The 25,474-nt window shown below is 64.1% G+C and carries 27 protein-coding genes; 22 read left to right on the forward strand and 5 right to left on the reverse strand.

Annotated elements, in window-relative coordinates:
- Positions 1-55 precede the first annotated feature (55 nt).
- The 3 genes from mobA to U4Y90_RS09920 form a co-directional block, all read right to left on the reverse strand.
- On the reverse strand, positions 56-676 hold the full coding sequence (gene mobA, locus U4Y90_RS09910; protein WP_321794395.1) for a molybdenum cofactor guanylyltransferase MobA: 621 nt from the start codon (positions 674-676) through the stop codon (positions 56-58).
- Positions 677-692: 16 nt separating this feature from the next.
- Positions 693-1,799: a GTP 3',8-cyclase MoaA gene (gene moaA / locus U4Y90_RS09915; RefSeq protein WP_321794396.1), complete on the reverse strand. Its 1,107-nt coding sequence runs from the start codon at positions 1,797-1,799 to the stop codon at positions 693-695.
- Between the two features lie 215 nt (positions 1,800-2,014).
- Positions 2,015-5,269, reverse strand: coding sequence for an Rne/Rng family ribonuclease (locus U4Y90_RS09920; RefSeq protein WP_321794397.1), 3,255 nt, complete (start codon positions 5,267-5,269; stop codon positions 2,015-2,017).
- Between the two features lie 463 nt (positions 5,270-5,732).
- On the opposite strand from U4Y90_RS09920, the gene U4Y90_RS09925 reads away from it, so the two are divergent.
- The 5 genes from U4Y90_RS09925 to U4Y90_RS09945 are packed head-to-tail and all read left to right on the forward strand — an operon-like array spanning position 5,733 to position 9,207.
- Complete coding sequence (locus tag U4Y90_RS09925) at positions 5,733-6,173, forward strand: hypothetical protein (RefSeq protein WP_321794398.1); 441 nt, start codon at positions 5,733-5,735, stop codon at positions 6,171-6,173.
- Positions 6,166-7,164: a 23S rRNA pseudouridine(955/2504/2580) synthase RluC gene (gene rluC / locus U4Y90_RS09930; protein WP_321794399.1), complete on the forward strand. Its 999-nt coding sequence runs from the start codon at positions 6,166-6,168 to the stop codon at positions 7,162-7,164. The genes U4Y90_RS09925 and rluC overlap by 8 nt, the downstream gene beginning before the upstream one ends.
- Positions 7,165-7,824, forward strand: a complete 660-nt coding sequence (locus tag U4Y90_RS09935; RefSeq protein ID WP_321794400.1) for an HAD-IA family hydrolase — start codon at positions 7,165-7,167, stop codon at positions 7,822-7,824.
- Positions 7,821-8,219 carry a Rieske (2Fe-2S) protein gene (locus U4Y90_RS09940; RefSeq protein ID WP_321794401.1) on the forward strand — a complete coding sequence of 133 codons (399 nt, stop codon included), beginning with the start codon at positions 7,821-7,823 and terminating at the stop codon, positions 8,217-8,219. Before U4Y90_RS09935 ends, U4Y90_RS09940 begins: the two co-directional genes overlap by 4 nt.
- Before the next feature lie 25 nt (positions 8,220-8,244).
- Positions 8,245-9,207, forward strand: a complete 963-nt coding sequence (locus tag U4Y90_RS09945) for a S49 family peptidase (protein ID WP_321794402.1) — start codon at positions 8,245-8,247, stop codon at positions 9,205-9,207.
- Positions 9,208-9,210: 3 nt separating this feature from the next.
- Here U4Y90_RS09945 and U4Y90_RS09950 read toward each other — a convergent pair whose 3' ends face one another.
- Both U4Y90_RS09950 and U4Y90_RS09955 read right to left on the reverse strand, forming a co-directional pair.
- A complete protein-coding gene (locus tag U4Y90_RS09950) occupies positions 9,211-9,930 on the reverse strand; it encodes an SAM-dependent methyltransferase (protein WP_321794403.1) in 720 nt (239 codons plus the stop codon).
- Positions 9,927-10,547: a Maf-like protein gene (locus U4Y90_RS09955; protein WP_321794404.1), complete on the reverse strand. Its 621-nt coding sequence runs from the start codon at positions 10,545-10,547 to the stop codon at positions 9,927-9,929. Before U4Y90_RS09955 ends, U4Y90_RS09950 begins: the two co-directional genes overlap by 4 nt.
- 18 nt (positions 10,548-10,565) lie before the next feature.
- Between U4Y90_RS09955 and U4Y90_RS09960 the strand changes: the two genes are divergently transcribed.
- The 17 genes from U4Y90_RS09960 to lepB all read left to right on the forward strand — a co-directional run bounded on the left by U4Y90_RS09960 (position 10,566) and on the right by lepB (position 25,386).
- Positions 10,566-10,742, forward strand: a complete 177-nt coding sequence (locus U4Y90_RS09960; protein WP_321794405.1) for a hypothetical protein — start codon at positions 10,566-10,568, stop codon at positions 10,740-10,742.
- Between the two features lie 144 nt (positions 10,743-10,886).
- On the forward strand, positions 10,887-11,510 hold the full coding sequence (locus U4Y90_RS09965; protein WP_321794406.1) for a DUF177 domain-containing protein: 624 nt from the start codon (positions 10,887-10,889) through the stop codon (positions 11,508-11,510).
- A 119-nt stretch (positions 11,511-11,629) separates the two neighbouring features.
- Positions 11,630-11,809, forward strand: coding sequence for a 50S ribosomal protein L32 (rpmF, locus tag U4Y90_RS09970; RefSeq protein ID WP_035501683.1), 180 nt, complete (start codon positions 11,630-11,632; stop codon positions 11,807-11,809).
- Between the two features lie 138 nt (positions 11,810-11,947).
- Positions 11,948-13,087, forward strand: coding sequence for a phosphate acyltransferase PlsX (plsX, locus tag U4Y90_RS09975; RefSeq protein ID WP_321794407.1), 1,140 nt, complete (start codon positions 11,948-11,950; stop codon positions 13,085-13,087).
- Positions 13,087-14,076 (forward strand): beta-ketoacyl-ACP synthase III, encoded by a 990-nt coding sequence (locus U4Y90_RS09980; RefSeq protein ID WP_321794408.1) that lies wholly within the window; start codon positions 13,087-13,089, stop codon positions 14,074-14,076. Before plsX ends, U4Y90_RS09980 begins: the two co-directional genes overlap by 1 nt.
- Positions 14,077-14,207: 131 nt before the next feature.
- Positions 14,208-15,140 (forward strand): ACP S-malonyltransferase, encoded by a 933-nt coding sequence (gene fabD / locus U4Y90_RS09985; protein ID WP_321794409.1) that lies wholly within the window; start codon positions 14,208-14,210, stop codon positions 15,138-15,140.
- A gap of 11 nt (positions 15,141-15,151) precedes the next feature.
- Positions 15,152-15,892: a 3-oxoacyl-ACP reductase FabG gene (gene fabG, locus U4Y90_RS09990; protein WP_321794410.1), complete on the forward strand. Its 741-nt coding sequence runs from the start codon at positions 15,152-15,154 to the stop codon at positions 15,890-15,892.
- A gap of 251 nt (positions 15,893-16,143) precedes the next feature.
- Positions 16,144-16,383, forward strand: a complete 240-nt coding sequence (acpP, locus tag U4Y90_RS09995) for an acyl carrier protein (protein ID WP_004197638.1) — start codon at positions 16,144-16,146, stop codon at positions 16,381-16,383.
- A gap of 144 nt (positions 16,384-16,527) precedes the next feature.
- Positions 16,528-17,766 carry a beta-ketoacyl-ACP synthase II gene (fabF, locus tag U4Y90_RS10000; RefSeq protein WP_321794411.1) on the forward strand — a complete coding sequence of 413 codons (1,239 nt, stop codon included), beginning with the start codon at positions 16,528-16,530 and terminating at the stop codon, positions 17,764-17,766.
- A 31-nt stretch (positions 17,767-17,797) separates the two neighbouring features.
- Positions 17,798-18,253, forward strand: a complete 456-nt coding sequence (locus tag U4Y90_RS10005; RefSeq protein ID WP_321794412.1) for a protein YgfX — start codon at positions 17,798-17,800, stop codon at positions 18,251-18,253.
- A 96-nt stretch (positions 18,254-18,349) separates the two neighbouring features.
- Entirely contained in the window at positions 18,350-18,949 is a 600-nt protein-coding gene (gene rpoE / locus U4Y90_RS10010) for an RNA polymerase sigma factor RpoE (RefSeq protein ID WP_008342103.1), read from the forward strand.
- Between the two features lie 79 nt (positions 18,950-19,028).
- Entirely contained in the window at positions 19,029-19,664 is a 636-nt protein-coding gene (locus U4Y90_RS10015) for a sigma-E factor negative regulatory protein (RefSeq protein ID WP_321794588.1), read from the forward strand.
- Between the two features lie 4 nt (positions 19,665-19,668).
- Positions 19,669-20,712, forward strand: a complete 1,044-nt coding sequence (locus tag U4Y90_RS10020) for a MucB/RseB C-terminal domain-containing protein (RefSeq protein WP_321794413.1) — start codon at positions 19,669-19,671, stop codon at positions 20,710-20,712.
- Between the two features lie 19 nt (positions 20,713-20,731).
- Positions 20,732-22,258: a DegQ family serine endoprotease gene (locus tag U4Y90_RS10025; protein ID WP_321794414.1), complete on the forward strand. Its 1,527-nt coding sequence runs from the start codon at positions 20,732-20,734 to the stop codon at positions 22,256-22,258.
- Between the two features lie 4 nt (positions 22,259-22,262).
- The gene (locus U4Y90_RS10030) at positions 22,263-22,523 is read left to right on the forward strand and encodes a glutaredoxin family protein (protein WP_321794415.1); all 261 of its coding nucleotides are present in this window, start codon (positions 22,263-22,265) and stop codon (positions 22,521-22,523) included.
- A gap of 133 nt (positions 22,524-22,656) precedes the next feature.
- The gene (lepA, locus tag U4Y90_RS10035; RefSeq protein WP_321794416.1) at positions 22,657-24,447 is read left to right on the forward strand and encodes a translation elongation factor 4; all 1,791 of its coding nucleotides are present in this window, start codon (positions 22,657-22,659) and stop codon (positions 24,445-24,447) included.
- Between the two features lie 45 nt (positions 24,448-24,492).
- On the forward strand, positions 24,493-25,386 hold the full coding sequence (gene lepB, locus U4Y90_RS10040; RefSeq protein ID WP_321794417.1) for a signal peptidase I: 894 nt from the start codon (positions 24,493-24,495) through the stop codon (positions 25,384-25,386).
- Positions 25,387-25,474 lie beyond the last annotated feature (88 nt).

Consider the following 25,474-nt stretch of genomic DNA (forward strand, 5'->3'; position numbering starts at 1 on the left):
GCTTGGGTTGAGCGCTCGCGATGGCGGACGTGAGCGAACGGTCGGGTTGAATGAGTCAGCGGCGTTCGAGTTCCGCCAACTGTTGTAAATCATTGATATTGTAAAACGCGCATTCGTCGTGAAATTGGACTTCCACCGGCTTGTGGCGCGCGTACCACGCGCGGACCTTGCGCTCTCCGGTGTCGAGCCACGCGTCGAGATCGCCGGCGAGCGACGTGCGCAAGAGCGCGAAAACGGGATGAGCCATGACATCGCCGGAAGCATCGATTGTTGCGGCGTACGCAACGTCGCCGCCATGCGCGTCGAGTGCATGCATCAACGCGGCGCCGATGTGTTCGTCGACGAAAGGGGCATCGCAAGGCGCGGTGAGGACGAATTCGGTGCGCGCGGCGCGCAGTGCGGCGGCGATGCCGGCGAGCGGTCCGGGATAATCCGCTCGCGTGTCCGTGACGACGCGCGCGCCGAATGCCGCGCCGAGGCGCTCGTAGTCTTCGATCGACCGGTTCGCGCTGATCAGGAGCGCGCCCGCCTGAGGCGCGATCCGCCGCAACACGTGCAGAGCGAGCGGTTCTCCGCGAAACGGCTGCAGGCCTTTGTCGACGCCGCCCATGCGCGAACCGCGTCCGCCCGCGAGCACGAGCGCGGTGACGCTTGAAGATGAATGCGTGTTCAGCACGAGCGGTCCGCCGCGCTCAGCCGCCGATGTACGACATCTCGACGCGACGCGCATCCTCGCGCGATGGCGCCGATGCGCTGCCGCGCAGTTGCGAATAGCGATCGCCGCGCGCTTCCCAGATACGCGCGATGGCCGTCGCGACTTCCTCGTCGCTCGCGCCGCTGCGGATCAGCCCGCGCAGGTCGTGACCAGCGACCGCGAAGAGACACAGGTAAAGCTTGCCTTCCGTCGAGAGCCGCGCGCGCGTGCACGAGTCGCAAAACGCACGCGTGACGCTGGAAATGACGCCGATTTCTCCGCTGCCGTCGCGATAACCCCAGCGCTGCGCCGTTTCGGCGGCGGTGTGGGCTTCGAGCGGTTCGAGCGGAAAATGCACGTCGATGCGCTCGACCACCTGCGCCGATGGCAGCACCTCGCTCATGTTCCAGCCGTTCGACGCGCCGACATCCATGTATTCGATGAAGCGCAGAACGGCGCCGCTGCCTTTGAAATGGCGCGCCATCGGCACGATTTCCTGATCGTTCGTGCCGCGCTTCACGACCATGTTCACCTTGATCGGAGTGAGTCCGGCGGCGTGCGCCGTCTCGATGCCGTCGAGCACATCGGCGACGGCGAAATCGGCGTCGTTCATGCGGCGAAAGAGTGCGTCGTCGAGGGCGTCCAGACTGACCGTCACGCGTGACAGACCCGCGTCTTTCAGCGACCGGGCCTTGCGCGCGAGGAGCGAGCCGTTGGTGGTGAGCGTGAGGTCGAGCGGGCGACCTTCCGGCGTGCGCAAGAGCGCGAGCCGCTCGATCAGGAATTCGATGTTCTTGCGCAAGAGCGGCTCGCCGCCCGTCAGGCGAATCTTCTCCACGCCATGTGCGACGAACACGCGCGCCAGCCGCTCGATTTCCTCGAACGAGAGCAGGGCGGCGTGCGGGAGGAACTGGTAGTGCTTGTCGAACACTTCGCGCGGCATGCAGTACACGCAGCGGAAATTGCAGCGGTCCGTCACCGAAATGCGCAAATCGCGCAACGGGCGCGCAAGGGTATCCGTGAGCAGTCCGGACGGCGACGACGCCGCGCCGGAAAAATCCGGAATCGCGCTCAGATCGGCGAGAGGAATGATGCGTCGGGACATGTTGACTCGGGCTTGGCTCGGCCGCCGCGGCCTTGTTCGAATGATGATTGATCGTTCCATTCTAACGGAACCGAGGCATCGGGACGTATGTCGGGGCGTTACGGTTTTCCCGCAGTTCGACGTGATTGCGGGACAAAAGAAAACGCCATCGACACAGGATCGATGGCGTTCTTCGTTTACTTCTGCCGGTCCGCCGAAGCGAACCGGTCGCGCGCTCAGTGGACGTGCTTGCTGGTTTCCACTTGCTGCATCGGCGTGGGGTCGACCGGCGGGAGCGCCTTGCGCTCGCGCGGCACGCGCACCGCAGCCGGCTCGCGCGCGGCGGCGGCGTTCGCGTCGCGCAGCTTGCCTTCGTCCGTGTTCACCCAGACGAGGCCCGCGCGTTCCAGCATCGGCTGAAGGGCTTCGACGGCGATCGGCGTCGACGTTGCCGGTGCGGCAGGTGCGGCGTACTTCACCGGCTCCGCGACGACAGCGACGGGCGCTTGCGCTTCGGTGCTTTCGACCGGTTTCACCGGTTCGATGGTCGTTGCCTCGGGCGTCGGCGCGACCGCAGCCGTTTTCACCGGCTCTGCGATCTCGGCGGGCTCAGCCGCCGCGACGGGCTCGACGGACGCCGGCACCGTTTCGACGGGCTTGGCCACTTCGACGGGCTTCGGCTCTTCGGTCGCGGCGGGCGCGAACGGATCGGCCGTCGCCGCTTCGACGACCGTCGGCGACGGACCGAACGGATTCTCGACCGCCGGCGCCGGAGCGGGCTTGGCGAAGAGATCGAAGTTCGTCGGCTCGGGCGTTTGCGCCTTCAGTTCGAACGGCTCGGCTTCGACTGCCTTGGCAACCGGTGCTGCTTCGGTCGCGGCGGGCGCTTGCTCCAGCGGCTTTGCTTCGAACGGCTGAGCGACGGGCTGTTCCGTCGGCGGCGCGACCGGTTGCGGTGCGGCCGGACGGCTCTCACGACGCGCCGCCGCTTCCTGCGCGGCTTCCGCATCGAATACGCCGGCTTGGGCCGAAACGCTTTCCGCGGAGCCTTCGGCCTCAGCGACGTCGGCTGCGTGATTGACCGTCATGCCATCTTCATCGCGCTCGCGACGGCCGCCACGACGACCGCGACGGCGACGACGACGCTCTTCGCCATCGCGCGCGGCGGCCTGATCGGATGCCGCGTCGATGCCGGCCTGTTGTGCATCTGCATTGGCTTGTGCGGTTTCGACGAATTCCGACGGCACCGTTTCGCCTTGCGTCAGCGCTTCGACAGCGGCTTCCGGTTGCGGCTTGCGGCGTTCGCCACGTTCCGCGCGATCGGTGCGTTCACCACGCTCGCCGCGTTCGCCACGATCGGGGCGCTCCCGGCGTTCCTGACGCTCGGCCGTTTCCGGACGTGCGGCGCGTTCCGCGTTGCGTTCGCGCGCCTCGCGCGGTTCACGTGCTTCGCGCGGCTCGCGTGCCTCACGCGGTTCACGAGCCTCACGCGGTTCACGAGCTTCACGCGGTTCGCGAACTTCACGCAGTTCACGTCCCTCACGGCCGCCGCGCGCATCGCGGTCCTCACGACGACCACCCTGGCGCGCGGCGCCGTTGCCGACCGTCGCAGCGCCAGCAGCCGCGCCTTCGCGTCCGGTGGCACCGCCACGGCGATTGCGGTTGCGATCGCCGCCGCCCGTGCGTTCACCGCGCTCGCGCGGCGCGCGCGGGGCCGGTTGCGCTTCGACCGGCGCCGGAGCGGGTTGCTGCTGCGGCTGAATGCCGAATAGATTCTTGATCCAGGCGATGAATCCGCCGCTCGCGGGCACGGGCGCGGGCGCCGGCGCGGCCTCGACAGGCGCGGGCTTGACCGGCGCGGTCGGCGCCGGCTTCTCGGGCGTGATGCCCTTCACGGCCGCTTCCTGCTTCGGCTTCACTTCCTCGGTGCGCTTGCTGTAGCCGGTTTCCGACTCGAGCTCGCTCGCCGCTTCGACGGCCATCTTCCACGATGCGCGCGGGTCGTCCAGACGTGCATCGTCGTGACGCAGACGCTCCAGCTTGTAGTGCGGCGTTTCGAGATGCTTGTTCGGAATCAGGACGACATTGACCTTGAAGCGCGACTCGATCTTGTTGATTTCCGAGCGCTTTTCGTTCAGCAGGAAGGCGGTCACCTCGACCGGCACCTGGCAATGGATTGCCGCGGTGTTTTCCTTCATCGCTTCTTCCTGAATGATCCGCAGCACTTGCAGCGCGGACGATTCGGTATCGCGGATGTGCCCCGTGCCGTTGCAGCGCGGGCACGTGACGTGGCTGCCTTCCGACAGCGCCGGACGCAGACGCTGACGCGACAGCTCCATCAGGCCGAAGCGCGAAATCTTGCCCATTTGTACGCGGGCACGGTCGTGCTTGAGCGCGTCTTTCAGGCGCTGCTCGACTTCACGCTGGCTCTTGGCCGACTCCATGTCGATGAAGTCGATCACGATCAGGCCGCCGAGATCGCGCAGGCGAAGCTGGCGCGCGACTTCGTCGGCGGCTTCGAGATTGGTGCGCGTGGCGGTTTCCTCGATGTCCGCGCCCTTGGTCGCGCGCGCCGAGTTCACGTCGATGGCGACGAGCGCCTCGGTGTGATCGATCACGATCGCGCCGCCGGAAGGCAGCGGCACCGTGCGCGAGTACGCCGTCTCGATCTGATGCTCGATCTGGAAGCGCGAGAAGAGCGGCACGTCGTCGTGATAGCGCTTCACCTTCGAGAGGTTGTCGGGCATCACGATATCCATGAAGGCGCGCGCCTGATCATGGATTTCGGTCGTGTCGATGAGGATTTCGCCGATATCCGGCTGGAAGTAGTCGCGAATCGCGCGGATGACGAGGCTCGATTCGAGATAGATCAGCATCGGCTGGCCGGCGACGCCGCTCTGCGACGCGGCTTCGATCGCGCGCCACAGTTGCATCAGGTAGTTCAGATCCCACTGGAGCTCTTCCGCCGAACGGCCGATACCCGCCGTGCGCGCGATGATGCTCATGCCTTCCGGCAGTTCGAGCTGCGCCATGGTTTCGCGCAGTTCCTGCCGCTCGTCGCCTTCGATGCGGCGCGAGACGCCGCCGCCGCGCGGGTTGTTCGGCATCAGCACGAGGTAACGGCCGGCCAGCGAGATGAACGTGGTCAGCGCCGCGCCCTTGTTGCCGCGCTCTTCCTTCTCGACCTGAACGATGAGTTCCTGTCCTTCCCTCAGCGCATCTTGAATGCGCGCGGAGCGCATCTCGACGCCGTCGCGGAAATACTGGCGGGCGACTTCCTTGAACGGCAGAAAACCGTGGCGGTCTTCGCCGTAGTTGACGAAGCAGGCTTCGAGCGAGGGCTCGATGCGGGTCACAACTCCTTTGTAGATGTTGCCTTTGCGCTGTTCGCGCCCGGCGGTTTCGATGTCGATGTCGATGAGCTTCTGCCCATCTACGATGGCGACGCGCAATTCCTCTTGCTGCGTCGCGTTAAACAGCATGCGTTTCATGAAACGGCTCCAGAGCGGCTGTCGTCCTCCCTCGTCGTGCGAATCGGCGTCGGTGACGTGCGAACGTCACGCGCGCGAAGCGGGAAGGTGGGCGTGCCACGCTTTTTTGTGTGTTGTCACAAAGCACGCTGGAGCGGGATTTCTGGCGGGAGAATTGCCGAAAGCAGGCTGCGGCGCCCGAATTGGGGCAGCCGCGCCGTGGGGCTCATGCGAAACAACTGCGAGGCGCTCGATGTGCCGCGCGGCCCGTGGCGAGGATGAACGGCGGCGCCGCGGCTCCGCGTCTCAAAATGGACGCGCCGAATCCGCCGGCGCTCTTGCAAAGAGCCTGATTCCTCCCAACGGCGGCGGCGGGGAAGAGCGGTCTCGCGCAAACCGGCGCGATGCTTCGTGACCGATCCTCTTTGCTGCCATGCCGCGCCGGCGCGGCCGCGGGCTCTGTTGCTCCCGTCGGCTCGCGGCCGTGTGTCTCGCCTCGTTTGCGGCGTTGTCGCGCTTCGCAGAAATCAGCGCAGCAGCGGTTTTCGCCGGCAGTTGTTCGCAAAAACCGGCGAGCGTCGATTTGCCTTTTTCTCCCGCTCGATGGCAGGGTCGATTCGGGCGGGCTTCCGGTTTTGCTTGCCGGACGCCGTCGCTTCTCGCCGATAAAATTCTTTTTGACCAAAAATCCGTTACCGTCGGCGATCGACTCGACCGAACGCGCCTGTGGGCGCCGTCCTTGCCGGTGATATCGCCGTGCGTGCAACTCGTTGCTCTCGATTTTCCGGGTGAGCAACCGACCTTGGGCGCAAGTAAAATGATGGTTTATCGCTTGCACCTATACAGTCTGATCAATCTCGGCCGTTGCTTGATCTTAAGCGTCGACCTTTTCAGGCTGCTCGCAAATTATATTCAGAATGAATGAGTTAGGCAAAACATCCCATAAACAGGTCGCAAGCGAACAGGTCTCGATGATCGAAGTCGATGAAACCGCCGCCGGGCAGCGCATCGACAACTTTCTGCTGCGCGTCTGCAAGGGCGTTCCGAAGAGCCATATTTACCGCATTCTCCGCAGCGGCGAAGTGCGCGTGAACAAGGGCCGCATCGACGCGGCGTACCGGCTCGAACTGGGCGATCTCGTGCGCGTGCCGCCGATCCGCATCGCGCAGCAAGACGAAGCGCCGGTGTCGTCGAACGCACCCGCGGCCGAGTTCCCGATTCTCTTCGAGGACGACCACATGATCGTCATCGACAAGCCTTCCGGCGTCGCCGTGCATGGCGGCAGCGGGGTCGCGTTCGGCGTGATCGAGCAGTTGCGCAATGCGCGGCCGCACGCGAAATTCCTCGAACTGGTGCATCGGCTGGATCGCGAGACGTCGGGCGTGCTGATGCTCGCCAAAAAGCGCGCCGCGCTCGTCGGCCTGCACGAGCAGATTCGGGAAAATCGCGTCGACAAGCGCTACTACGCGCTCGGTCACGGCGACTGGCCGAGCGATTGGGGCCGCAGGCGCATCGTGAAGGCGCCGCTGCACAAGTACGTCGCGGCGGACGGCGAGCGGCGCGTGCGCATCCAGGAGAATGGTCTGCCGTCCCATACGGTCTTCAATCTGATCGAGCGCTGGCGCGACTACGCGTGGGTCGAGGCGGAACTGAAGACCGGCCGCACGCACCAGATCCGCGTGCACATGGCGAGCATCGGCCTGCCGATCGCGGGCGACGCCAAGTACGGCGATTTCGCCCTGAATAAAGAACTGGCGCGTCCGAGCGCGAAACCGTCGCTCAAGCGCATGTTCTTGCACGCATATCGTCTGAAGATAACGCATCCGGCGACGGGCGAGCCGCTGCAATTCGAAGCGCCGCTGCCGGTCGAATGCAAGCGCTTCATCGAACAACTGAAAAACCGAGAGACAGAGTAAATGGCGCGGCAGCAATTCGATCTGATCGTTTTCGACTGGGACGGCACGCTGATGGATTCGACCGCCCACATCACGCGCAGCATCCAGGCCGCGTGCCGCGACCTCGGACTGCCGGTTCCCGCCGATGAATCCGCGAGCTACGTGATCGGCCTCGGCCTGAGGGACGCGCTTCAAATCTGCGCGCCGACGCTCGATCCGTCCGACTATCCGCGCCTTGCCGAGCGCTATCGCGTGCATTTCCTGACGATGGGCCAGAGGACCGAGCTTTTCGACGGCGTGCGCGAGCTGCTGCAGGAACTGCGCGATCTCGGCTATTTCCTCGGCGTCGCGACCGGCAAGAGTCGCGTCGGGCTGAATCGCGCGCTCGACGAATCGCGGCTCACGAGCCTTTTCGACGGCACGCGCTGCGCGGACGAAACATTCTCGAAGCCGCATCCCGCGATGCTCCAGGAGCTTACGCGCGAACTCGGCCAGGATCTCGAGCGTACCGTGATGATCGGCGATACGACGCACGATCTGCAGATGGCGATCAATGCGGGCGCGGCGGGCATCGGCGTCGGCTACGGCGCGCATCCGGCCGATTCGCTCGCGGCGCTCAAGCCGCAGTTCTGCGCCGATAGCGTCGCGTCGCTGGCCGGCTGGCTGCGGGAGCACGCATGACGGAGCCTGTGCCGGACTTGCAAGATAAGGCGGTGCGCGTGTGCGCATCGGACGAACTGGTCGACGGCGGCGCGGGCGTGCGTGTTCCGGCGGCGGAGGCGAGCGGCGATGCCGTGGTCTTTTTCGTGCGCTATGACGGGCAGCCGTATGGCTATCTGAACCGCTGCGCGCACGTGCCGATGGAGCTCGACTGGAACGAGGGACAGTTCTTCGAAAGCTCGGGCCTATACTTGATGTGCGCGACGCACGGCGCGATCTACGAACCCGATACCGGCAAGTGCGTCGGCGGTCCGTGCCGCGGCGCGCGCCTGCGGGCCTTGACGGTCGAAGAGCGCGACACGCCGGAAGGCCGCGCCGTCTTCTGGCTTCCCGACGACGCATTGCGTCCCGCCTGATTTCTTCTTTACACACCCATAACGCATGTCCGACAACCTTCCGCCGCGCCGTGACGACAACTGGGAGCGCGAGGCGCTCGAACGTATCGCGCTCGCCGCCATCCGCGAGCAGCGCGCCGCGCGTCGCTGGCGCATCTTCTTTCGCTTCGTGTTCCTCGGGGTCATCGCGCTGATCGCGTGGGGCGTGTTCGATTTCACCGGCGACCGCGTCGCGAAGGCGGGCAAACACACGGCGCTCGTCGACCTGCAGGGCGAAATTTCCGCGAACAGCGACGCGAGCGCCGACAACATCGACGAGGCGCTCCAGAGCGCGTTCGAGGACGAGAACACGGCGGGTGTGATCCTGCGCATCAACAGTCCGGGCGGCAGTCCGGTGCAGGCGGGCATCATCAATGGCGAGATCCGGCGGTTGCGCGCGAAATATCCGAAGACGCCGCTGTACGTGGTTGTCGACGACATGTGCGCGTCGGGCGGCTACTACGTTGCCGCGGCGGCGGACAAGATTTACGTCGACCGGGCGAGCATAGTCGGCTCGATCGGCGTGCTGATGGACGGTTTCGGCTTCACCGGGCTGATGGACAAGCTCGGCATTCAGCGTCGCATGCATACGTCGGGCGCGAACAAGGGCGCGTTCGATCCGTTCTCGCCGGAAACGCCCGCGATGAACGCGCATGCGCAGGAAATGCTCGATCAGATCCACACGCAGTTCATCGACGCCGTGAAGCTCGGCCGCGGCAAACGCCTGAAAGATGATCCGGAGCTCTTTTCCGGCATGTTCTGGACCGGCGAGAAGAGCGTCGAACTCGGTCTCGCCGATGGCTTCGGCGACGCCAGCTACGTGGCGCGCGAGGTCATCAAGCAGCCGGACATCGTCGATTACACGCAGAAGGAGAGCATCAGCGAGCGTGTGGTGCGGCGCTTCGGCGCGTCCGTGGGCGACGCCGCCGTGCGTGCGCTCACGCTCGGCGGCAAACTCCAGTTGCGCTGAGCGCTACGACGCCAGCAAGAGGAAGATCGCCGGGCGCTTGTGCAGGTCCGGCGCGGCCTGTTTCTTCCACTCCGCCGCCGTGCGCGTGACGATGGTTTCGGCCGGCAGCGTCAGATCGACCGCGACGCAGATCAACGTCGACGGCGAGCAAGAGGCGATGAGCGTGTCGAGCATCGCGCGGTTGCGATAGGGCGTCTCGATGAAAATCTGCGTCTGATTGGCCTTGCGCGACAGTTGCTCCAGCTCGCGCAGACGCTTCCCACGCTCGCCGGCATCGACCGGCAAATATCCGTTGAACGCGAAGCTCTGGCCGTTCATGCCCGAGGCCATCAGCGCGAGCAGAATCGAACTCGGTCCGACGAAGGGCACGACCTTCACGCCGCGCTGGTGCGCGCGCCGCACGAGCAGCGCGCCCGGATCGGCCACGGCGGGGCAGCCGGCTTCGGAGACGAGACCGGCGTCCGTGCCGGCGAGGATCGGCGCGAGCAGCTTGTCGATCTCGGCCGGTGGCGTGTTGACGTTCAACTCGCGCACCTCGATTTCCTGAATCGGCCGCTCCGTGCCGACTTTCTTCAGAAACGCGCGCGTCGTTTTCGCGTTTTCGCCGATGTAGTAGGCGAGCGCGGCCGCCTGCGCGCGCACCGGTTCGGGCAGGACGTGCGCGAGCGCGGCAGCATCGCCTTCGCCGAGCGTATTCGGGATCAGGTAGAGAACGCCGCTCATGCTGCCCCCAGAATCGGATAGCCGGCGTCCACGAGCATGCCGGTCAATGCGATGAGCGGCAAACCGATCAGCGCAGTCGGGTCGTCGGACTCGATCGCTTCGAGCAGCGCGATGCCGAGGCCCTCGGCCTTGGCGCTGCCGGCGCAGTCGTACGGCGTTTCGGCGCGCAGGTAGGTCTCGATCTGCGCGTCCGAATAGCGGCGAAATCGCACGCGCGTGACGATATCGGCGGATTGCACGTGGCCCGTGCGGCTGTCGAACAGGCAGAGCGCGCTATGGAATTCGACGCTGCGGCCGCGCATCGCCTGAAGTTGCGCGACGGCCTTCTCATGCGTGCCGGGCTTGCCGATCTGCTGGCCGTCGAAGGTCGCGACCTGATCGGAGCCGATCACGAGTGCGCCGGCGCGCTCGTCGCCGAGTTTCCCGGCCGCGGCGCGCGCCTTGGCGATCGACAGCCGCACGGCCGTCGCCTCGGGCGTCTCGCCGTCGAGCGGGGTTTCATCGATATCGGGCGAGAAGGCGTCGAACGGAATGCGCAAACGCCCGAGCAGCTCGCGCCGATAAGGTGAACTGGACGCCAGAATCAGGCGTGGCGGCGTTTTCGAAGCGTCGGGCATGGAACGGATCCGGCAAAAATGGATGTAAAAAAGACGGGCTGCACTTCAGCCCTTAAGTATTTGACTCGAAAGAACAAAGCCGATATGATTTTGGGCTTTTCATCGGTACGTGCGCAGGCGAACCTCATGCGCTCGCCGCCGATGAAGCTGGAACACGCGGAAAGCGGGCACATAGCGGGTCGAGAAAGCGGCTGAGAAGCACGAACGAAGCACGAACGAAGCACGAACGCCGGCTCGATGCAAATTCGGGCAAGCCACGTCTGCATCGAAGCTGCATCGCGGTGCATACTGAGCACTCACCCGTAGCACTAACCCAAGCAAGGCCAAGCAGGAGCGCACATGACTCAGAATCCTGGCAAACCTGTGAGCCCCGCGGATCTGCGCGCGCTCGACATCTACGAATTCGCCAAGAGCGGCAGGCAAGCAGCCGGCGCGCTACGTGCGTCGCAGATGCCGCGCATGTTAGCCGAAGTGCCGGCGGATGTGCCAGATCGCGATACCGTATTCACCTGGCAAGGCGAGGGCTCGACCCAGCCGGAACTGCAGGACGACGGCACGGAGGCGCCGCAGCCTTATCTGCGTCTCGCGGTGCACGGTTCGGTGTGGCTCACGTGTCAGCGCTGCCTTCAGCCGTATTCGCAGCATCTCGATGTCGATGCGACGTATCGGATCGTGGCGACGGAGGAAGAGGCGGACGAATTTCCGCTCGACGACGATGAAGTCGAAGTTATCGTAGGCTCGCGCCAGTTCGATCTCGTCGACTTGATCGAAGAGGAGTTGTTGTTGTCCTTGCCGCTCGTGCCCAAGCACAACGTGTGTCCCGAGACACACGAAAGCCTGCTCCCGGGCGAGGCGGACAACGAGCCGGACGAAAGCAGTGCGACGGACGAGGCCGACAAGCCGAATCCTTTTGCCGTGCTGGAGAAGCTCAAGCAGGGCGGTCCGGACGACAAGAAGCACTGAAATGGTTTTGTAGCACGCAACAAACTGGTGGCGCGATGTGCGCACCCGATGGCCGAACGGCCGAGGGCTGTCGGCGGATCGGGCTGTGTTAGAATTCGCAAAATTTTTCTGGAGTAATCATGGCAGTTCAGCAAAACAAGAAGTCGCCGTCGAAGCGCGGCATGCACCGTTCCCACGACTTCCTCACGACGGCTCCGCTGGCTGTCGAGCCGAGCACGGGCGAAGTGCACCTGCGTCACCACGTGAGCCCGAACGGCTACTATCGTGGCAAGAAAGTCATCAAGACGAAGAACGACTAAGCGTTCATTGACGCCTGATGCGTCCGCCGGAGCCATTCGGCGGGCACGCGGGCGCAACTCGCTCTTGATACTTTCCCGGTACGACGAGAAGGCGGCATTTCACTGCCGCTTTTTTGTGTCCGAAATTCGTCGCGTTCCATGACTGTAAAGATAACCATCGACTGCATGGGAGGCGACCACGGTCCGGCCGTGACCGTTCCCGCTGCCGTCAATTTCGTGCGCTCGCATCCCGACGCGCACCTGATGCTCGTCGGTCTCGAGCAGCCCATTCGCGCTCAGCTGAAGAAGTGCAAAGCGCTCGACGAGTCGCGTCTGACTGTCGTACCCGCCAGCGAAGTCGTCGCGATGGACGACCCGGTCGAAGTCGCGCTGCGCAAAAAGAAAGATTCGTCGATGCGCGTCGCGCTCAACCTCGTGAAAGAGGGGGAGGCGCAGACCTGCATTTCCGCCGGCAACACCGGCGCGCTCATGGCGGTGTCCCGCTACGTTCTGAAGACGCTCGCCGGTATCGAGCGTCCTGCCATCGCGTTCGCGATGCCGAGCCAGAAGGGCTACACCACCGTGCTCGATCTCGGCGCCAACGTGGATTGCGAACCCGAGCATCTGCTGCAATTCGCCGAGATGGGCCACGCGCTCGTGTCGGCGATCGAAGGCCGCGAGCGGCCCACCATCGGTTTGCTCAACATCGGCGAAGAAGTCATCAAGGGCAACGAAACGATCAAGCGCGCGGGCGAGTTGCTGCGCGCTAGCACGCTCAACTTCTACGGCAATGTCGAGGGCAACGACATCTACAAAGGCACGACCGATGTCGTCGTGTGCGACGGTTTCGTCGGCAATGTCGCGTTGAAGACCTCCGAAGGTCTCGCGAAGATGCTCGCCGACATCATCAAGGAAGAGTTCAGCCGCAACCTGGCCTCCAAGCTCATGGCGCTGGTTGCGCTGCCCGTGCTCAAGCGTTTCAAGAAGCGAGTCGACCCCGCGCAATATAACGGCGCGGCGCTGCTCGGCCTGCGCGGGCTCGTCATCAAGAGTCACGGTTCGGCCGAGGCCTTCGGGTTTGAGTGGGCTATCAAACGCGGGTATGATGCCGTCAAAAATGGCGTGCTCGAACGCCTGGTGCGCGCGATGGAAGAGAACGCCCCTGCCGCGCGCGAGGCGGACGCGAGCGTTCACGCGTCGGCGGCTGCGGATCCATCCATCCAGCAGGCCGCTTCACAGCCAAACTCGCAGCCGAACCCGCCGGGCGAGTCCGGAACTGCGCTACATTCGAAGGCATAATGGCTCAATCCAATCTTTACTCTCGCGTGCTGGGCACGGGCAGCTATCTGCCGTCCGAGCGTGTCACGAATCAGGATCTGGCGGACCGTCTCGCGAAGCAGGGCGTCGAGACGAATGACGAATGGATCGTCGCGCGCACCGGTATTCACGCGCGCCACTTCGCGGCTCCGGATCAAACCACGAGCGATCTCGCGCTCATCGCGTCGCAAAAGGCCATCGAAGCGGCGGGCATCGATCCGCAGGCGATCGATCTGATCATCGTCGCGACGTCCACCCCGGACTTCGTGTTCCCGAGCACCGCGTGCCTGCTGCAGAACAAACTGGGCATCAAGAACAACGGCGCCGCATTCGACGTGCAAGCCGTGTGCTCCGGCTTCGCGTACGGCGTCGCGACGGCGGACAGCTTCATTCGCAGCGGCCTGAATCGCACGGCGCTGGTCGTCGGCGCGGAGACGTTCTCGCGCATCCTCGATTTCAACGATCGCACCACGTGCGTGCTGTTCGGCGACGGCGCGGGCGCGGTCGTGCTGCAGGCGTCCGAAGAGCCGGGCGTGCTGTCGAGCGCGTTGCACGCGGACGGCAGTTATTCCGACATCCTCTGCACGCCGGGCAACGTGAACGGCGGCGTGGTGCAAGGCAGCGCGTTCCTGCACATGGACGGGCAGGCCGTGTTCAAGCTCGCGGTCAACGTGCTCGAAAAGGTCGCGCTCGAGGCGCTCGACAAGGCGCAGCTCACGCCCGAAGACATCGACTGGCTGATTCCGCATCAAGCCAATATCCGCATCATGCAGAGCACGGCGCGCAAACTGCGTCTGCCGGCCGAGCGCATGGTCGTGACGGTCGGCGAGCACGGCAATACGTCGGCGGCATCGATTCCGCTCGCGCTCGACGTCGCGGTGCGCGACGGCCGCATCAAGCGCGGCGACAACATTCTCATCGAAGGCGTGGGCGGCGGCTTCACGTGGGGCGCGTCGGTCATCCGCTACTGATCGTTTATCGATTCCCTCTACTCATTCGCAACTGATCCCTTCGTCACCGTGACCGCCGCGCGCTGCATGCGCGCGTGGCACGGGCGCAGACACCGACGACATCGCGGATCATTCCAATCAACGAGGACGATATGAAATTTGCGTTCGTTTTCCCCGGACAGGGCTCGCAATCGATCGGCATGCTCAACGCATTCGCCGATCACGCCGTCGTGCGCGACACCGTGCAGCAGGCTTCCGACGCGCTCGGCCAGGATCTCGGCAAGCTCATCGCCGAAGGTCCGGCGGAAGAGCTGAATCTGACGACGAACACGCAGCCCGTCATGTTGACGGCGGCGTACGCGATCTATCGCGTGTGGGAACAGGAAGCGGGTCTGAAGCCCGCGCTGGTCGCCGGTCACAGCCTCGGCGAATACACGGCGCTCGTCGCGGCAGGCGCGCTCGCGTTCGCGGACGCGGTGCCGCTCGTGCGCTTTCGCGCGCAGGCGATGCAGAGCGCGGTTCCGGTCGGCGAAGGCGGCATGGCGGCGATCCTCGGTCTCGACGACGACACCGTGCGCGCCGTCTGCGCCGAAGCATCGGCGGCGGGTGTCGTCGAAGCGGTGAACTTCAATGCGCCCGCGCAGGTGGTCATCGCCGGATCGAAGGCGGCCGTCGAGAAGGCATGCGAAGTAGCGAAGGCGAAGGGCGCGAAGCGCGCGCTGCCGCTGCCGGTTTCCGCGCCGTTTCACTCGTCGCTGCTCAAGCCCGCGTCGGATCAATTGCGCGACTATCTCGCCAGGGTCGAGATCAAGGCGCCGCAGATTCCGCTGATCAATAACGTCGATGTCGCGATCGTTTCCGATCCCGCCGCGATCAAGGACGCGCTGGTGCGTCAGGCCGCCGGTCCAGTGCGCTGGGTCGAATGCGTGCAGGCGATGGCGAAAGACGGCGTCACGCACGTCATCGAATGCGGTCCGGGCAAGGTGCTCGCGGGCCTGACGAAGCGCATCGACGGCAGTCTCGTCGGCGGCTCGATCTTCGATCCGGCGTCGCTCGAAGAAACGCGCAAACTGATCGCAGGGTAAGGATGAACAACATGAATCTGGAAAACCAGGTAGCAATCGTCACGGGCGCGTCGCGCGGCATCGGACGCGCGATCGCGCTCGAACTCGCCAGGCAGGGCGCAACCGTCATCGGCACGGCGACGAGCGAGAGCGGCGCGGCCAGCATCAGCGAGGCGTTGCAGCAGGCGGGCGGCAAGGGCCGCGGCGCAGTGCTGAACGTGAACGACGATGCCGCGGGCGACGCGTTCATCGACGGCATCGTGAAGGAGTTCGGTGCGCTGAACGTGCTCGTCAACAACGCGGGCATCACGAAGGATCAGCTCGCGATGCGCATGAAGGACGACGAGTTCGACGCCGTCATCGATACCAATCTGCGCGCCGTGTTTCGTCTGTCGCGCGCGGTGCTGCGCCCGATGATGAAGGCGCGCGGCGGCCGCATCATCAACATCACGTCGGTGGTCGGTTCGTCGGGGAATCCCGGGCAGGCCAACTACGCGGCGGCGAAGGCCGGCGTCGCCGGCATGACGCGCGCGCTCGCACGTGAAATCGGCAGCCGCGGCATCACCGTGAATTGCATCGCGCCGGGTTTCATCGACACGGACATGACCAAGGTTCTGCCCGACGAGCAGCGCGCCGCGCTCACCGCACAGATACCACTCGGCCGACTGGGCGCGCCCGAAGATATCGCGCATGCTGTGGCGTTCCTGGCGTCGCCGTCCGCCGGCTACATCACCGGCACGACGCTGCACGTGAACGGCGGCATGTACATGTAAGGCCTTAATAGGCATTTCGCTGAATTTCGCTTAATATCCGCGCCGGGACGGGCGCGCAAAATGCTCAAAAGAGCATCGTGCGCACCGCTTTCGCGCGGCAGTGAAGAATCGATGCAAAAGCCACCGGCAGCCCACTTGATGAAGCGCACCGGACGGCGGAGCATGGAACTGACGCGTCGTATTTTGCGGGTCCAAACCTGATAAAATGCGCGCACTCGTATTTTTGAACTTTTTTCCCCTCGGAGGGCTGCATGGACAACATCGAACAGCGCGTGAAGAAGATCGTCGCCGAACAACTGGGCGTGGCGGAAGCCGAAATCAAGAACGAAGCTTCGTTCGTGAACGATCTGGGCGCTGACTCGCTCGATACGGTCGAACTCGTGATGGCGCTGGAAGACGAATTCGGCATGGAAATTCCCGATGAAGAGGCCGAAAAGATCACCACGGTTCAGCAGGCGATCGACTACGCTCGCGCGAACGTCAAGGCCTGAGGCCGGACGCGCCAGCGACTCATCGCTCAAACAGCTTGATGCTTCGTCGCTGCAAACCGATTTGACAGCCACAGGGCACACAGGGCGGTTTCCTGTGGCCGCTGTGGCTTTTGTTTTTCGTCATTCTATGGATAAGGGGTTACCGTGAGCCGTCGTCGAGTTGTTGTTACAGGCCTGGGGCTCGTTTCGCCTGTCGGCAATACTGTTGCCGACGGCTGGGCCAATTTGGTCGCGGGCAAGTCGGGCATCGCCAATATCACGAAGTTCGACGCGACGAACTTTTCCACGCGTTTCGCCGGCGAGGTGAAGGGCTTCAATATCGAAGACTACATGCCCGCCAAAGAGGCGCGCCATATGGATACCTTCATCCATTACGGCTTCGCCGCGGGCGTCCAGGCCATGCAGGACAGCGGCCTGGAAATCACCGACGAGAATTCGGAGCGCGTGGGCGTCGTGGTCGGCTCGGGCATCGGCGGCCTGCCGATGATCGAAGTCACGCAGACCGAGCTGCTCAATCGCGGTCCGCGCCGTATCTCGCCGTTCTTCGTGCCGGCGTCGATCATCAACATGATCTCCGGCCATCTGTCGATCCGCTTCGGCCTTAAAGGCCCCAACCTGTCGATGGTCACGGCCTGTACCACCGGCCTGCACTGCATCGGCGAGGCATCGCGCCTGATCGAATACGGCGACGCCGACGTCATGATCGCAGGCGGCGCGGAAGCCACGGTTTCCCCGCTCGGCATCGGCGGTTTCGCTGCGGCGCGCGCGCTGTCGCAGCGCAACGACGATCCCGCGACGGCGAGCCGTCCGTGGGACACCGACCGTGACGGCTTCGTGCTCGGCGAAGGCGCGGGCGTGATGGTGCTCGAAGAGTACGAGCACGCGAAAAAGCGCGGCGCGAAGATTTACGCGGAAGTGCTCGGCTACGGCATGAGCGGCGACGCGTATCACATGACCGCGCCGCCGGAAGACGGCGACGGCGGCCGCCGCGCGATGGTCAACGCGATGAAGAACGCGCGAGTCAACGCCGACGAAGTGAACTACGTCAACGCACACGGCACGTCGACGCCGCTCGGCGACATCGCGGAGACGATCGGCATCACGCGCGCGCTCGGCGATCAGGCGAAGAAGGTCGTCGTGAACTCCACCAAGTCGATGACCGGCCACCTTCTGGGCGGCGCGGGCGGCCTGGAGTCGGTGTTCACCGTGCTGGCGATCCACAACCAGGTGTCGCCGCCGACCATCAACATCTTCAACCAGGACCCGAAGTGCGACCTGGACTACTGTGCGAACACCGCGCGGGAGATGAAGATCGACGTGGCGGTGAAAAATTCGTTCGGCTTCGGCGGCACGAACGGTTCGCTCGTCTTCAAGCGTCACTGAGCACGGCGCGCTCGTCGTCACGGGGATCGATATGGCGAGCGTGTGTGTGGACCGGCCGCATCGTGACACATGTGTCGCGCTGCGGCCGTCGCGTTTCTTGCGGGGCGCGATGGCCGGCTTCGCGGGCGTCGCGGGGGCGTCGGTGTTTCAGTGCGTTTTCGCCTGGACGGCGCAGGCAGGGCAGGCGGCCGTGATGTGCGCGGCGGCGCTGGCCACGCTCGGGCTCGCGTCGTATCGCTGGATGCGCGCTCAGCCATCGGCGATCAGCCTGCTTTCCGATGGCGTCGCGATCCGGAGCCGCGCCGGTGAAATGCGGCAGGCGCGCATCGCGGGTTGCGCGCAGTGGAGCGACAGGCTTCTCGCGTTAACGCTCGTGGATGCGCGCGAGCGGCGCGAAACGCTCATCGTCGCCGCCGATTCCGTCGACGCCGACACCTTTCGCCAGCTTTCAGTGCTGGCCCGCCGCGCCGCGGCGTCCCACCTGTAACGACTGTAACCGCGCATGAGCGTTCCGGTTGCCTTACAGGCGGTAACGCTACAATAGCCCTCCGCGCAACACCCCCAAGTTAAACGGATTTCCCAGGTGAGCGAAAAAGAAATCGACCAATTGTTGGTCGAGCGTGTCCAGAAAGGTGACAAGGCCGCGTTCGAACTGCTGGTCGCCAAATACCACCGCAAGATCATTCGACTGATCTCGCGCCTCGTGCGCGACCCCGCCGAGGTCGAGGACGTCGCCCAGGACGCCTTCATCAAGGCTTACCGCGCGCTGCCGCAGTTCCGCGGCGAGTCGGCGTTCTATACATGGCTCTACCGGATTGCCGTCAACACGGCAAAGAACTATCTTGCGACGCAGGGCCGCCGTGCTCCCACTTCTACCGAAGCCGATGCGGAAGAAGCGGAAACTTTCTCCGACGCGGACCAACTAAGGGATATCAACACGCCCGAGTCGATGTTGATGAGCAAGCAGATCGCTCAGACGGTCAATGCCGCGATGGCGTTGCTGCCGGAGGAACTGCGCACCGCCATCACGCTCCGGGAGATTGAGGGACTGAGTTACGAGGAAATCGCCGAAATGATGGATTGCCCGATCGGCACCGTCAGATCGAGAATTTTTCGTGCTCGCGAAGCCATTGCGGCAAAATTGCGTCCGTTGTTGGACACTCCCGAAGGCAAGCGCTGGTAGCAGCGGAACTCCTCGGGGCAAGGGCGCGATATCTGGGTTGGTGGTGTCACAACGGGGTGTGGTCAAGATGGGGAGCATCATGGGGTCGGTCTCGATGCAAAATCAAGCACAGGCGGGTTCGCGCGGCGAGCGCATGTCGGCATTCGTCGACGGTGAATCGCTCGATGAAATCGGAAGCATCAGCCAGTTTCTCGCGGACCTGAAGGGCGACGAACGCGCCGCATGGTCGGAATATCACCTGATCGGCGACGCCCTGCGCTCCGACGATCTCGCGGTCAGCCCGGCGCGCAGCAGCGTGTTCATGGCGGCATTTTCCGAGCGATTCGAAGCCGAGGCGCATGTGCTCGCGCCGGCCGCGTTGCCGGCCCTGGCGGCGAAAGCGCGGGGCGGCATGCTGCGCCGTCGCGTAATGCCGGCCTTCGCGGTAGCCGCGGCTGCGGCCACGCTCACGTGGATCGTCGTGCCGCAACTGCAGGGCGTAGATAGCCATTCCGGCGCGCAGGTGGCGAGCGTCGCACCGGCGGATTCTATGCAGCGCGTGGCGCTCGCGTCCGTGCCGGCGGCGACCGCGCGCACGCCGATCGTCGAGGCGAACATCATTCGCGACGCGGATCTCGACCAATACCTCGAAGCGCATCAGCAGTTTTCCCAGCAGCCCGCGATGCCTCGTTCCATGCCTCTGATTCGCGCGGCGGCTACTACGCAAGGCCAATAATTTGATGCTGAGTGTGCGGTTGAATAAAACAAGAAACTGGGGGCGGTTGCCGGCGTTGATGTTCTGCGCAGCCGCGTTGTTGATAGCGGCGACGAACTCGTTCGCGCAAGGGGACGATCCCGCCGCTACTCGCAAATCCGCCGCCACTCTGCTCAACCGCATCCATGAAGCGGCCCAGCAGCAGAATTACGAAGGCACGTTCGTCTATCAGCGCGGCGCGACGGTGCAGTCGTCGCGCATCACGCATGTCGCCACGCGCGGCGACGGGGAATACGAATCGCTCGAAAGTCTCGATGGCGCGCCGCGCAAGATGCTGCGCCACGACGACGACATGTTCACTTTCGTCCCGGAGCGGCATCTGCTCGTGGTCGAGCATCGGCAAAACCGGGATTCGTTCCCGGCGCTCCTGTCGACGAGCGGCGATCAGGTGCTCTCCGTCTACGAACCGAAGCTCCTGGGCACGGACCGCGTCGCCGGCATCGAAAGCCAGGTTCTGGAGCTGGATCCGAAAGATTCCTATCGTTTCGCCTACAAGCTGTGGGCCGACGCGAAGACCGGCCTGCTGCTGCGCGCACAGACGCTCGACCCGGACGGTCAGGTGCTCGAGCAACTTTCTTTCTCGCAGGTGCGAATCGGCGGCCCGGTGGACAAGGCGCCGATCGCGAACGGCATCCGCAGCACGTCGGGATGGACCATCGTGCGCCCGCCCGTTCAGCCGGTCGACATGGAAGCGCAGGGCTGGCAGTTGTCGCCGAATATCGCGGGCTTTCGCAAGATCCGCGAATTGCGCCGTCCGATGGCATCGAGCCAGCAGGGCCAGCCGCCGATTCCGGTCGATCAGGCCGTGTTCTCGGACGGTCTCGCGACGATCTCGGTCTTTGTCGAGCCGGTGGAGAAAAGTACGCGCAAGGAAGGCGCGGGCAATAGCGGCGCCACGCATGTACTGGTGAAGCGTCGCGGGGATTTCTGGATTACCTTGCTGGGTGAAGTGCCGCAAGCCACATTGCAGCAATTTGCTTCTACCATAGAATACAAGCCTTCCAAGTAATCCAGATCCCGGCCTTCCTATGAGCAATTTCTCGCTGCGCAAGTTCATCGCGGCCGCGGCGCTCGCCGTGTGCCTGCCGTTCGCGCCATTCGTATCGCAATCTGCGTCGGCGGCGCCCACGGTGAACTTGCCAGACTTCACAACGCTCGTCGACAAGGTGGGGCCCTCGGTCGTGAACATTCGCACGACCTCGCGCGTCGGTTCCGGCAGCGAGTTGCGCGGACTGCCGCCGGGACTCGATGAAGGCGACATGTCCGAATTTTTCCGTCGCTTCTTCGGCATTCCGATGCCCGGCCAGCCTCCGCGAGGCGGCGGCGGCAACAACGGCGGCGATCAGGGCAAGGGCGGCAGCCGCAGCGCACCGGACGACAACCAGGACAACTCGGAGCAAAGCAGTGGCGTCGGCTCGGGCTTCATCCTGTCGACCGACGGCTACGTGATGACCAACGCGCACGTCGTCGACGATGCGGACACCATCTACGTCACGCTCACGGACAAACGCGAATTCAAAGCGCGGCTCGTCGGTGTCGACGAGCGCACGGACGTGGCCGTCGTGAAGATCAGCGCGTCGAATCTGCCGGCGATCACCATCGGCGATTCGAACAAGGTGCGTGTCGGCGAATGGGTGCTCGCGATCGGTTCGCCGTTCGGCCTCGACAACACGGTGACCGCGGGCATCGTCAGCGCGAAGGGGCGCGATACCGGCGATTACCTGCCGTTCATCCAGACCGACGTCGCCGTGAATCCCGGCAACTCGGGCGGTCCGCTCATCAACATGGCGGGCGAAGTGATCGGTATCAACTCGCAGATCTACAGCCGTACGGGCGGCTTCATGGGCATCTCGTTCGCAATTCCGATCGATGAAGCCATGCGCGTGGCCGATCAACTGAAGACGTCGGGCAAGGTGGTGCGCGGGCGCATCGCGGTGGCGATCGGCGAAGTGACGAAGGATGTCGCGGATTCGCTGGGTCTGCCGAAGGCGCAGGGCGCGCTCGTGTCGAGCGTCGAGTCGGGCGGTCCCGCGGACAAGGCGGGTGTGCAACCGGGCGACATCATCCTGAAGTTCAACGGACAGAACGTCGAGACCGCGACCGATCTGCCGCGCATGGTCGGCGACACGAAGCCGGGCACGAAGACCACGCTCACCATCTGGCGCAAGGGGCAGACGCGCGATCTGTCGATCACGGTCGCCGAAATGCAGCCGGACAAGGTCGCGAAGACCGAGCAGAAGAAGGCGCCGCAACCGAAGGAGCGCGCGAGCAATTCGCTCGGAATCGCGGTGAGCGACATTCCGGCCGATCAGAAGAAAGCGCTTAAGCTGTCGAGCGGCGTTCAGGTCGACGCCGTCGAAGGACCGGCTGCGCGCGCGGGCTTCCAGAAGGGCGACATCATCATGCGTATCGGCGACACGGATATCACGAGCGCGAAGCAGTTCCAGGAAGTCGCGCAAGGTCTGGACGCCAGCAAGATGATCGCGATCCTCGTGCGTCGCGGCGACAACACGCAGTTCGTGCCGCTGCGCCCGCGCGTGCCGGCGCAGAAATAAGCGGATGAATTCGGCTTCGGGCGCGCCTTTCATCCTGTACGGGCGCGCCTGGTGTCATCTCTGCGAGGACATGCGGGCCGACCTGGAGCCGATCGCCGCGCGGCACGGCATGGCGATCGAATGGATCGACATCGACCAAGATCCGCTGCTGGAGGCGCGCTATGACGAGCGCGTGCCGGTGCTCACGCTCGATGGCGTCGAGTTGTGCCAGTACCGGCTCGATGCTCCCGCCGTGTACGCGGCGCTCGGTGCGCGCCAGCCGTGAGGGCGGCACGGGCGAAATCCGCCGGGGCACACCCGTTTTCGGCTAAAATGCTGAAGTTTTCCCAAAATTTTCAAGGCGTGCTCCGCATGGGTGAGGGCGCGCCTTTTTCGCTTTTTTCGGCTTGCGGCACTGAATGGACCATATTCGTAACTTCTCGATCATCGCGCACATCGATCACGGCAAATCGACGCTCGCTGACCGCATCATCCAGTTGTGCGGCGGCCTGTCCGACCGCGAGATGGAAGCGCAGGTGCTCGATTCGATGGACCTCGAGCGCGAGCGTGGCATCACGATCAAGGCGCAAACCGCGGCGTTGACCTACAAGGCCCGCGACGGGAAGGTCTACAACCTCAACCTGATCGATACACCCGGGCACGTCGACTTCTCCTACGAAGTCAGCCGTTCGCTGTCCGCGTGCGAAGGTGCGCTGCTCGTCGTCGATGCGTCGCAGGGCGTCGAGGCGCAGACCGTCGCGAACTGCTACACGGCCATCGAACTCGGCGTCGAAGTCGTGCCGGTGCTCAACAAGATCGACTTGCCCGCCGCGAATCCCGAAAACGCGATTGCCGAAATCGAAGACGTGATCGGCATCGACGCGACCGACGCGACGCATTGCAGTGCGAAGACGGGTCTGGGCGTCGAGGACGTGCTCGAATCGCTGATCGCGAAAGTGCCGCCGCCGAAGGGCGATCCGGACGCGCCGCTGCAGGCGCTCATCATCGACTCCTGGTTCGACAACTACGTCGGCGTCGTGATGCTGGTGCGCATCGTCAACGGCACGCTGAAGCCGAAAGACAAGATCAAGATGATGGCGAGCGGCGCGCAATACCCGGTCGAGCACGTCGGCGTGTTCGCGCCGAAGTCGACGAATCTCGCGCAGTTGTCGGCGGGGCAGGTGGGCTTCGTGATCGCGGGCATCAAGGAACTGACCGCCGCGAAGGTGGGCGATACCGTCACTGTCGCGAATCGTCCTGCCGCCGAGCCGCTGCCGGGCTTCAAGGAAGTGAAGCCGCAGGTGTTCGCGGGTCTCTATCCGGTCGAGGCGAATCAGTACGACGCGCTGCGCGAATCGCTCGAAAAGCTGAAGCTCAACGACGCCTCGCTGCAGTTCGAGCCGGAAGTGTCGCAGGCGCTCGGCTTCGGTTTCCGTTGCGGCTTCCTCGGCCTTCTGCATATGGAAATCGTGCAGGAACGCCTCGAGCGCGAATTCGACATGGACCTCATCACCACCGCGCCGACGGTGATCTACGAGGTCGAGCAGCGCGACGGCACGACCATCATGGTCGAGAACCCGGCGAAGATGCCGGAGCCGTCGAAGATCGAGGAAGTGCGCGAGCCGATCGTCACCGTGAACCTGTACATGCCGCAGGAATATGTCGGCTCGGTCATCACGCTGTGCACGGCCAAGCGCGGCTCGCAGACCAACATGCAGTATCACGGCCGTCAGGTGCAGTTGACCTACGAAATTCCGATGGCGGAAATCGTGCTCGACTTCTTCGACCGTCTGAAGTCCACGTCGCGCGGCTATGCGTCGATGGATTACGAGTTCAAGGAATATCGCGCGGCGGATGTCGTCAAGGTGGACATGCTCATCAACGGCGACAAGGTCGACGCGCTGTCGGTCATCGTGCACCGTTCGCAGAGCCAGCATCGCGGCCGCGAAGTCGCGTCGAAGATGCGCGAGCTGATTCCGCGGCAGATGTACGACGTGGCGATTCAGGCGACCATCGGCTCCAACATCATCGCGCGCGAGAACATCAAGGCGCTGCGCAAGAACGTGCTCGCGAAGTGCTACGGCGGCGACATCTCGCGCAAGAAGAAACTGCTCGAGAAACAGAAAGCCGGCAAGAAGCGCATGAAGCAGGTGGGCTCGGTCGAAATCCCGCAAGAGGCTTTCCTGGCGATTCTGCGCGTCGACGAGTGATGCGGGCGCCGCAAGGCAAACAACGATAACAACCGGAAGCGATTGATGAATTTCGCATTGATTCTTTTGATTCTCGTCGTCTTGACGGGTATTGCATGGGCGCTGGACAAGCTGGTGTTCCTGCCACAGCGGCGTCGCGCCGCCGAGGCCGCGGTGGTCGAATTCGACCGCCAGCAGGAACGCGTCGGCGAGCGTTTCGCCGATGAAAACGCGGCGCAGACGCGCGCCCGTCTGCGCGACGACAAACTGCGTCAGCCCTGGTGGCTCGAATACACGGCGAGCTTCTTTCCGGTGATTCTGGCGGTCTTCGTGGTGCGTTCGTTCATCATCGAGCCGTTCAAGATTCCGTCGGGTTCGATGGTTCCGACGCTGCTCGTCGGCGACTTCATCCTCGTGAACAAGTACGAGTACGGTCTGCGCATGCCGATCACCAATACCAAGGTGACCGACGGCAGCCCGCTCAAGCGCGGCGATGTCGTGGTGTTCCGCTATCCGAAGGACGAGTCGGTCGACTACATCAAGCGCGTGATCGGCCTGCCGGGCGATACCGTCGCGTATGAGGACAAGAAGCTCACGATCAACGGCAAGCCGGTGCCCGAAACGCCGTTGCCCGACTATTTCGATGACGAGCGCATCGGTTACGCGAAACAGTTCGAGGAAGACCTCGGCGGCCGCAAGAACGCGATCCTGAACAACCCGCAGGTGCCGCCGTTCGTCGTCGGCGCGGACGATTTCCCGTTTCGCGACAACTGCAACTACAACGCGCAGGGCGTCACGTGCAAGGTGCCGCCGGGCAACTACTTCATGATGGGCGACAACCGCGACAACAGCGCGGACAGCCGCTACTGGGGCTTCGTGCCGGACAAGAACATCGTCGGACGCGCGTTCTTCATCTGGATGAACTTCAGCAATCTGAAGCGCATCGGTTCGTTCCAGTAAAACACACGACGCCGGCTCGTCCCGAAAAGACAGCCGGCGTTGCGCATGATTAAAACAAGCTTCGAAACGGCGTGAAGAAGCGCGGCTA

Origin of the sequence: Caballeronia sp. J97, assembly GCF_905220305.1 — a bacterium.
In the GTDB taxonomy this organism is placed as follows: domain Bacteria; phylum Pseudomonadota; class Gammaproteobacteria; order Burkholderiales; family Burkholderiaceae; genus Caballeronia.

Bases quoted from the DNA above. Each gene is read 5' to 3' on its own strand.
- moaA (WP_321794396.1), bottom strand. From the start codon at position 1,799: ATGTCCCGACGCATCATTCCTCTCGCCGATCTGAGCGCGATTCCGGAT.
- U4Y90_RS09920 (WP_321794397.1), bottom strand. From the start codon at position 5,269: ATGAAACGCATGCTGTTTAACGCGACGCAGCAAGAGGAATTGCGCGTC.
- rluC (WP_321794399.1), top strand. From the start codon at position 6,166: ATGAATGAGTTAGGCAAAACATCCCATAAACAGGTCGCAAGCGAACAG.
- U4Y90_RS09935 (WP_321794400.1), top strand. From the start codon at position 7,165: ATGGCGCGGCAGCAATTCGATCTGATCGTTTTCGACTGGGACGGCACG.
- U4Y90_RS09940 (WP_321794401.1), top strand. From the start codon at position 7,821: ATGACGGAGCCTGTGCCGGACTTGCAAGATAAGGCGGTGCGCGTGTGC.
- U4Y90_RS09945 (WP_321794402.1), top strand. From the start codon at position 8,245: ATGTCCGACAACCTTCCGCCGCGCCGTGACGACAACTGGGAGCGCGAG.
- U4Y90_RS09950 (WP_321794403.1), bottom strand. From the start codon at position 9,930: ATGAGCGGCGTTCTCTACCTGATCCCGAATACGCTCGGCGAAGGCGAT.
- U4Y90_RS09955 (WP_321794404.1), bottom strand. From the start codon at position 10,547: ATGCCCGACGCTTCGAAAACGCCGCCACGCCTGATTCTGGCGTCCAGT.
- U4Y90_RS09960 (WP_321794405.1), top strand. From the start codon at position 10,566: ATGGATGTAAAAAAGACGGGCTGCACTTCAGCCCTTAAGTATTTGACT.
- U4Y90_RS09965 (WP_321794406.1), top strand. From the start codon at position 10,887: ATGACTCAGAATCCTGGCAAACCTGTGAGCCCCGCGGATCTGCGCGCG.
- rpmF (WP_035501683.1), top strand. From the start codon at position 11,630: ATGGCAGTTCAGCAAAACAAGAAGTCGCCGTCGAAGCGCGGCATGCAC.
- plsX (WP_321794407.1), top strand. From the start codon at position 11,948: ATGACTGTAAAGATAACCATCGACTGCATGGGAGGCGACCACGGTCCG.
- U4Y90_RS09980 (WP_321794408.1), top strand. From the start codon at position 13,087: ATGGCTCAATCCAATCTTTACTCTCGCGTGCTGGGCACGGGCAGCTAT.
- fabD (WP_321794409.1), top strand. From the start codon at position 14,208: ATGAAATTTGCGTTCGTTTTCCCCGGACAGGGCTCGCAATCGATCGGC.
- fabG (WP_321794410.1), top strand. From the start codon at position 15,152: ATGAATCTGGAAAACCAGGTAGCAATCGTCACGGGCGCGTCGCGCGGC.
- acpP (WP_004197638.1), top strand. From the start codon at position 16,144: ATGGACAACATCGAACAGCGCGTGAAGAAGATCGTCGCCGAACAACTG.
- U4Y90_RS10005 (WP_321794412.1), top strand. From the start codon at position 17,798: ATGGCGAGCGTGTGTGTGGACCGGCCGCATCGTGACACATGTGTCGCG.
- U4Y90_RS10015 (WP_321794588.1), top strand. From the start codon at position 19,029: ATGGGGTCGGTCTCGATGCAAAATCAAGCACAGGCGGGTTCGCGCGGC.
- U4Y90_RS10020 (WP_321794413.1), top strand. From the start codon at position 19,669: ATGCTGAGTGTGCGGTTGAATAAAACAAGAAACTGGGGGCGGTTGCCG.
- U4Y90_RS10025 (WP_321794414.1), top strand. From the start codon at position 20,732: ATGAGCAATTTCTCGCTGCGCAAGTTCATCGCGGCCGCGGCGCTCGCC.
- U4Y90_RS10030 (WP_321794415.1), top strand. From the start codon at position 22,263: ATGAATTCGGCTTCGGGCGCGCCTTTCATCCTGTACGGGCGCGCCTGG.
- lepA (WP_321794416.1), top strand. From the start codon at position 22,657: ATGGACCATATTCGTAACTTCTCGATCATCGCGCACATCGATCACGGC.
- lepB (WP_321794417.1), top strand. From the start codon at position 24,493: ATGAATTTCGCATTGATTCTTTTGATTCTCGTCGTCTTGACGGGTATT.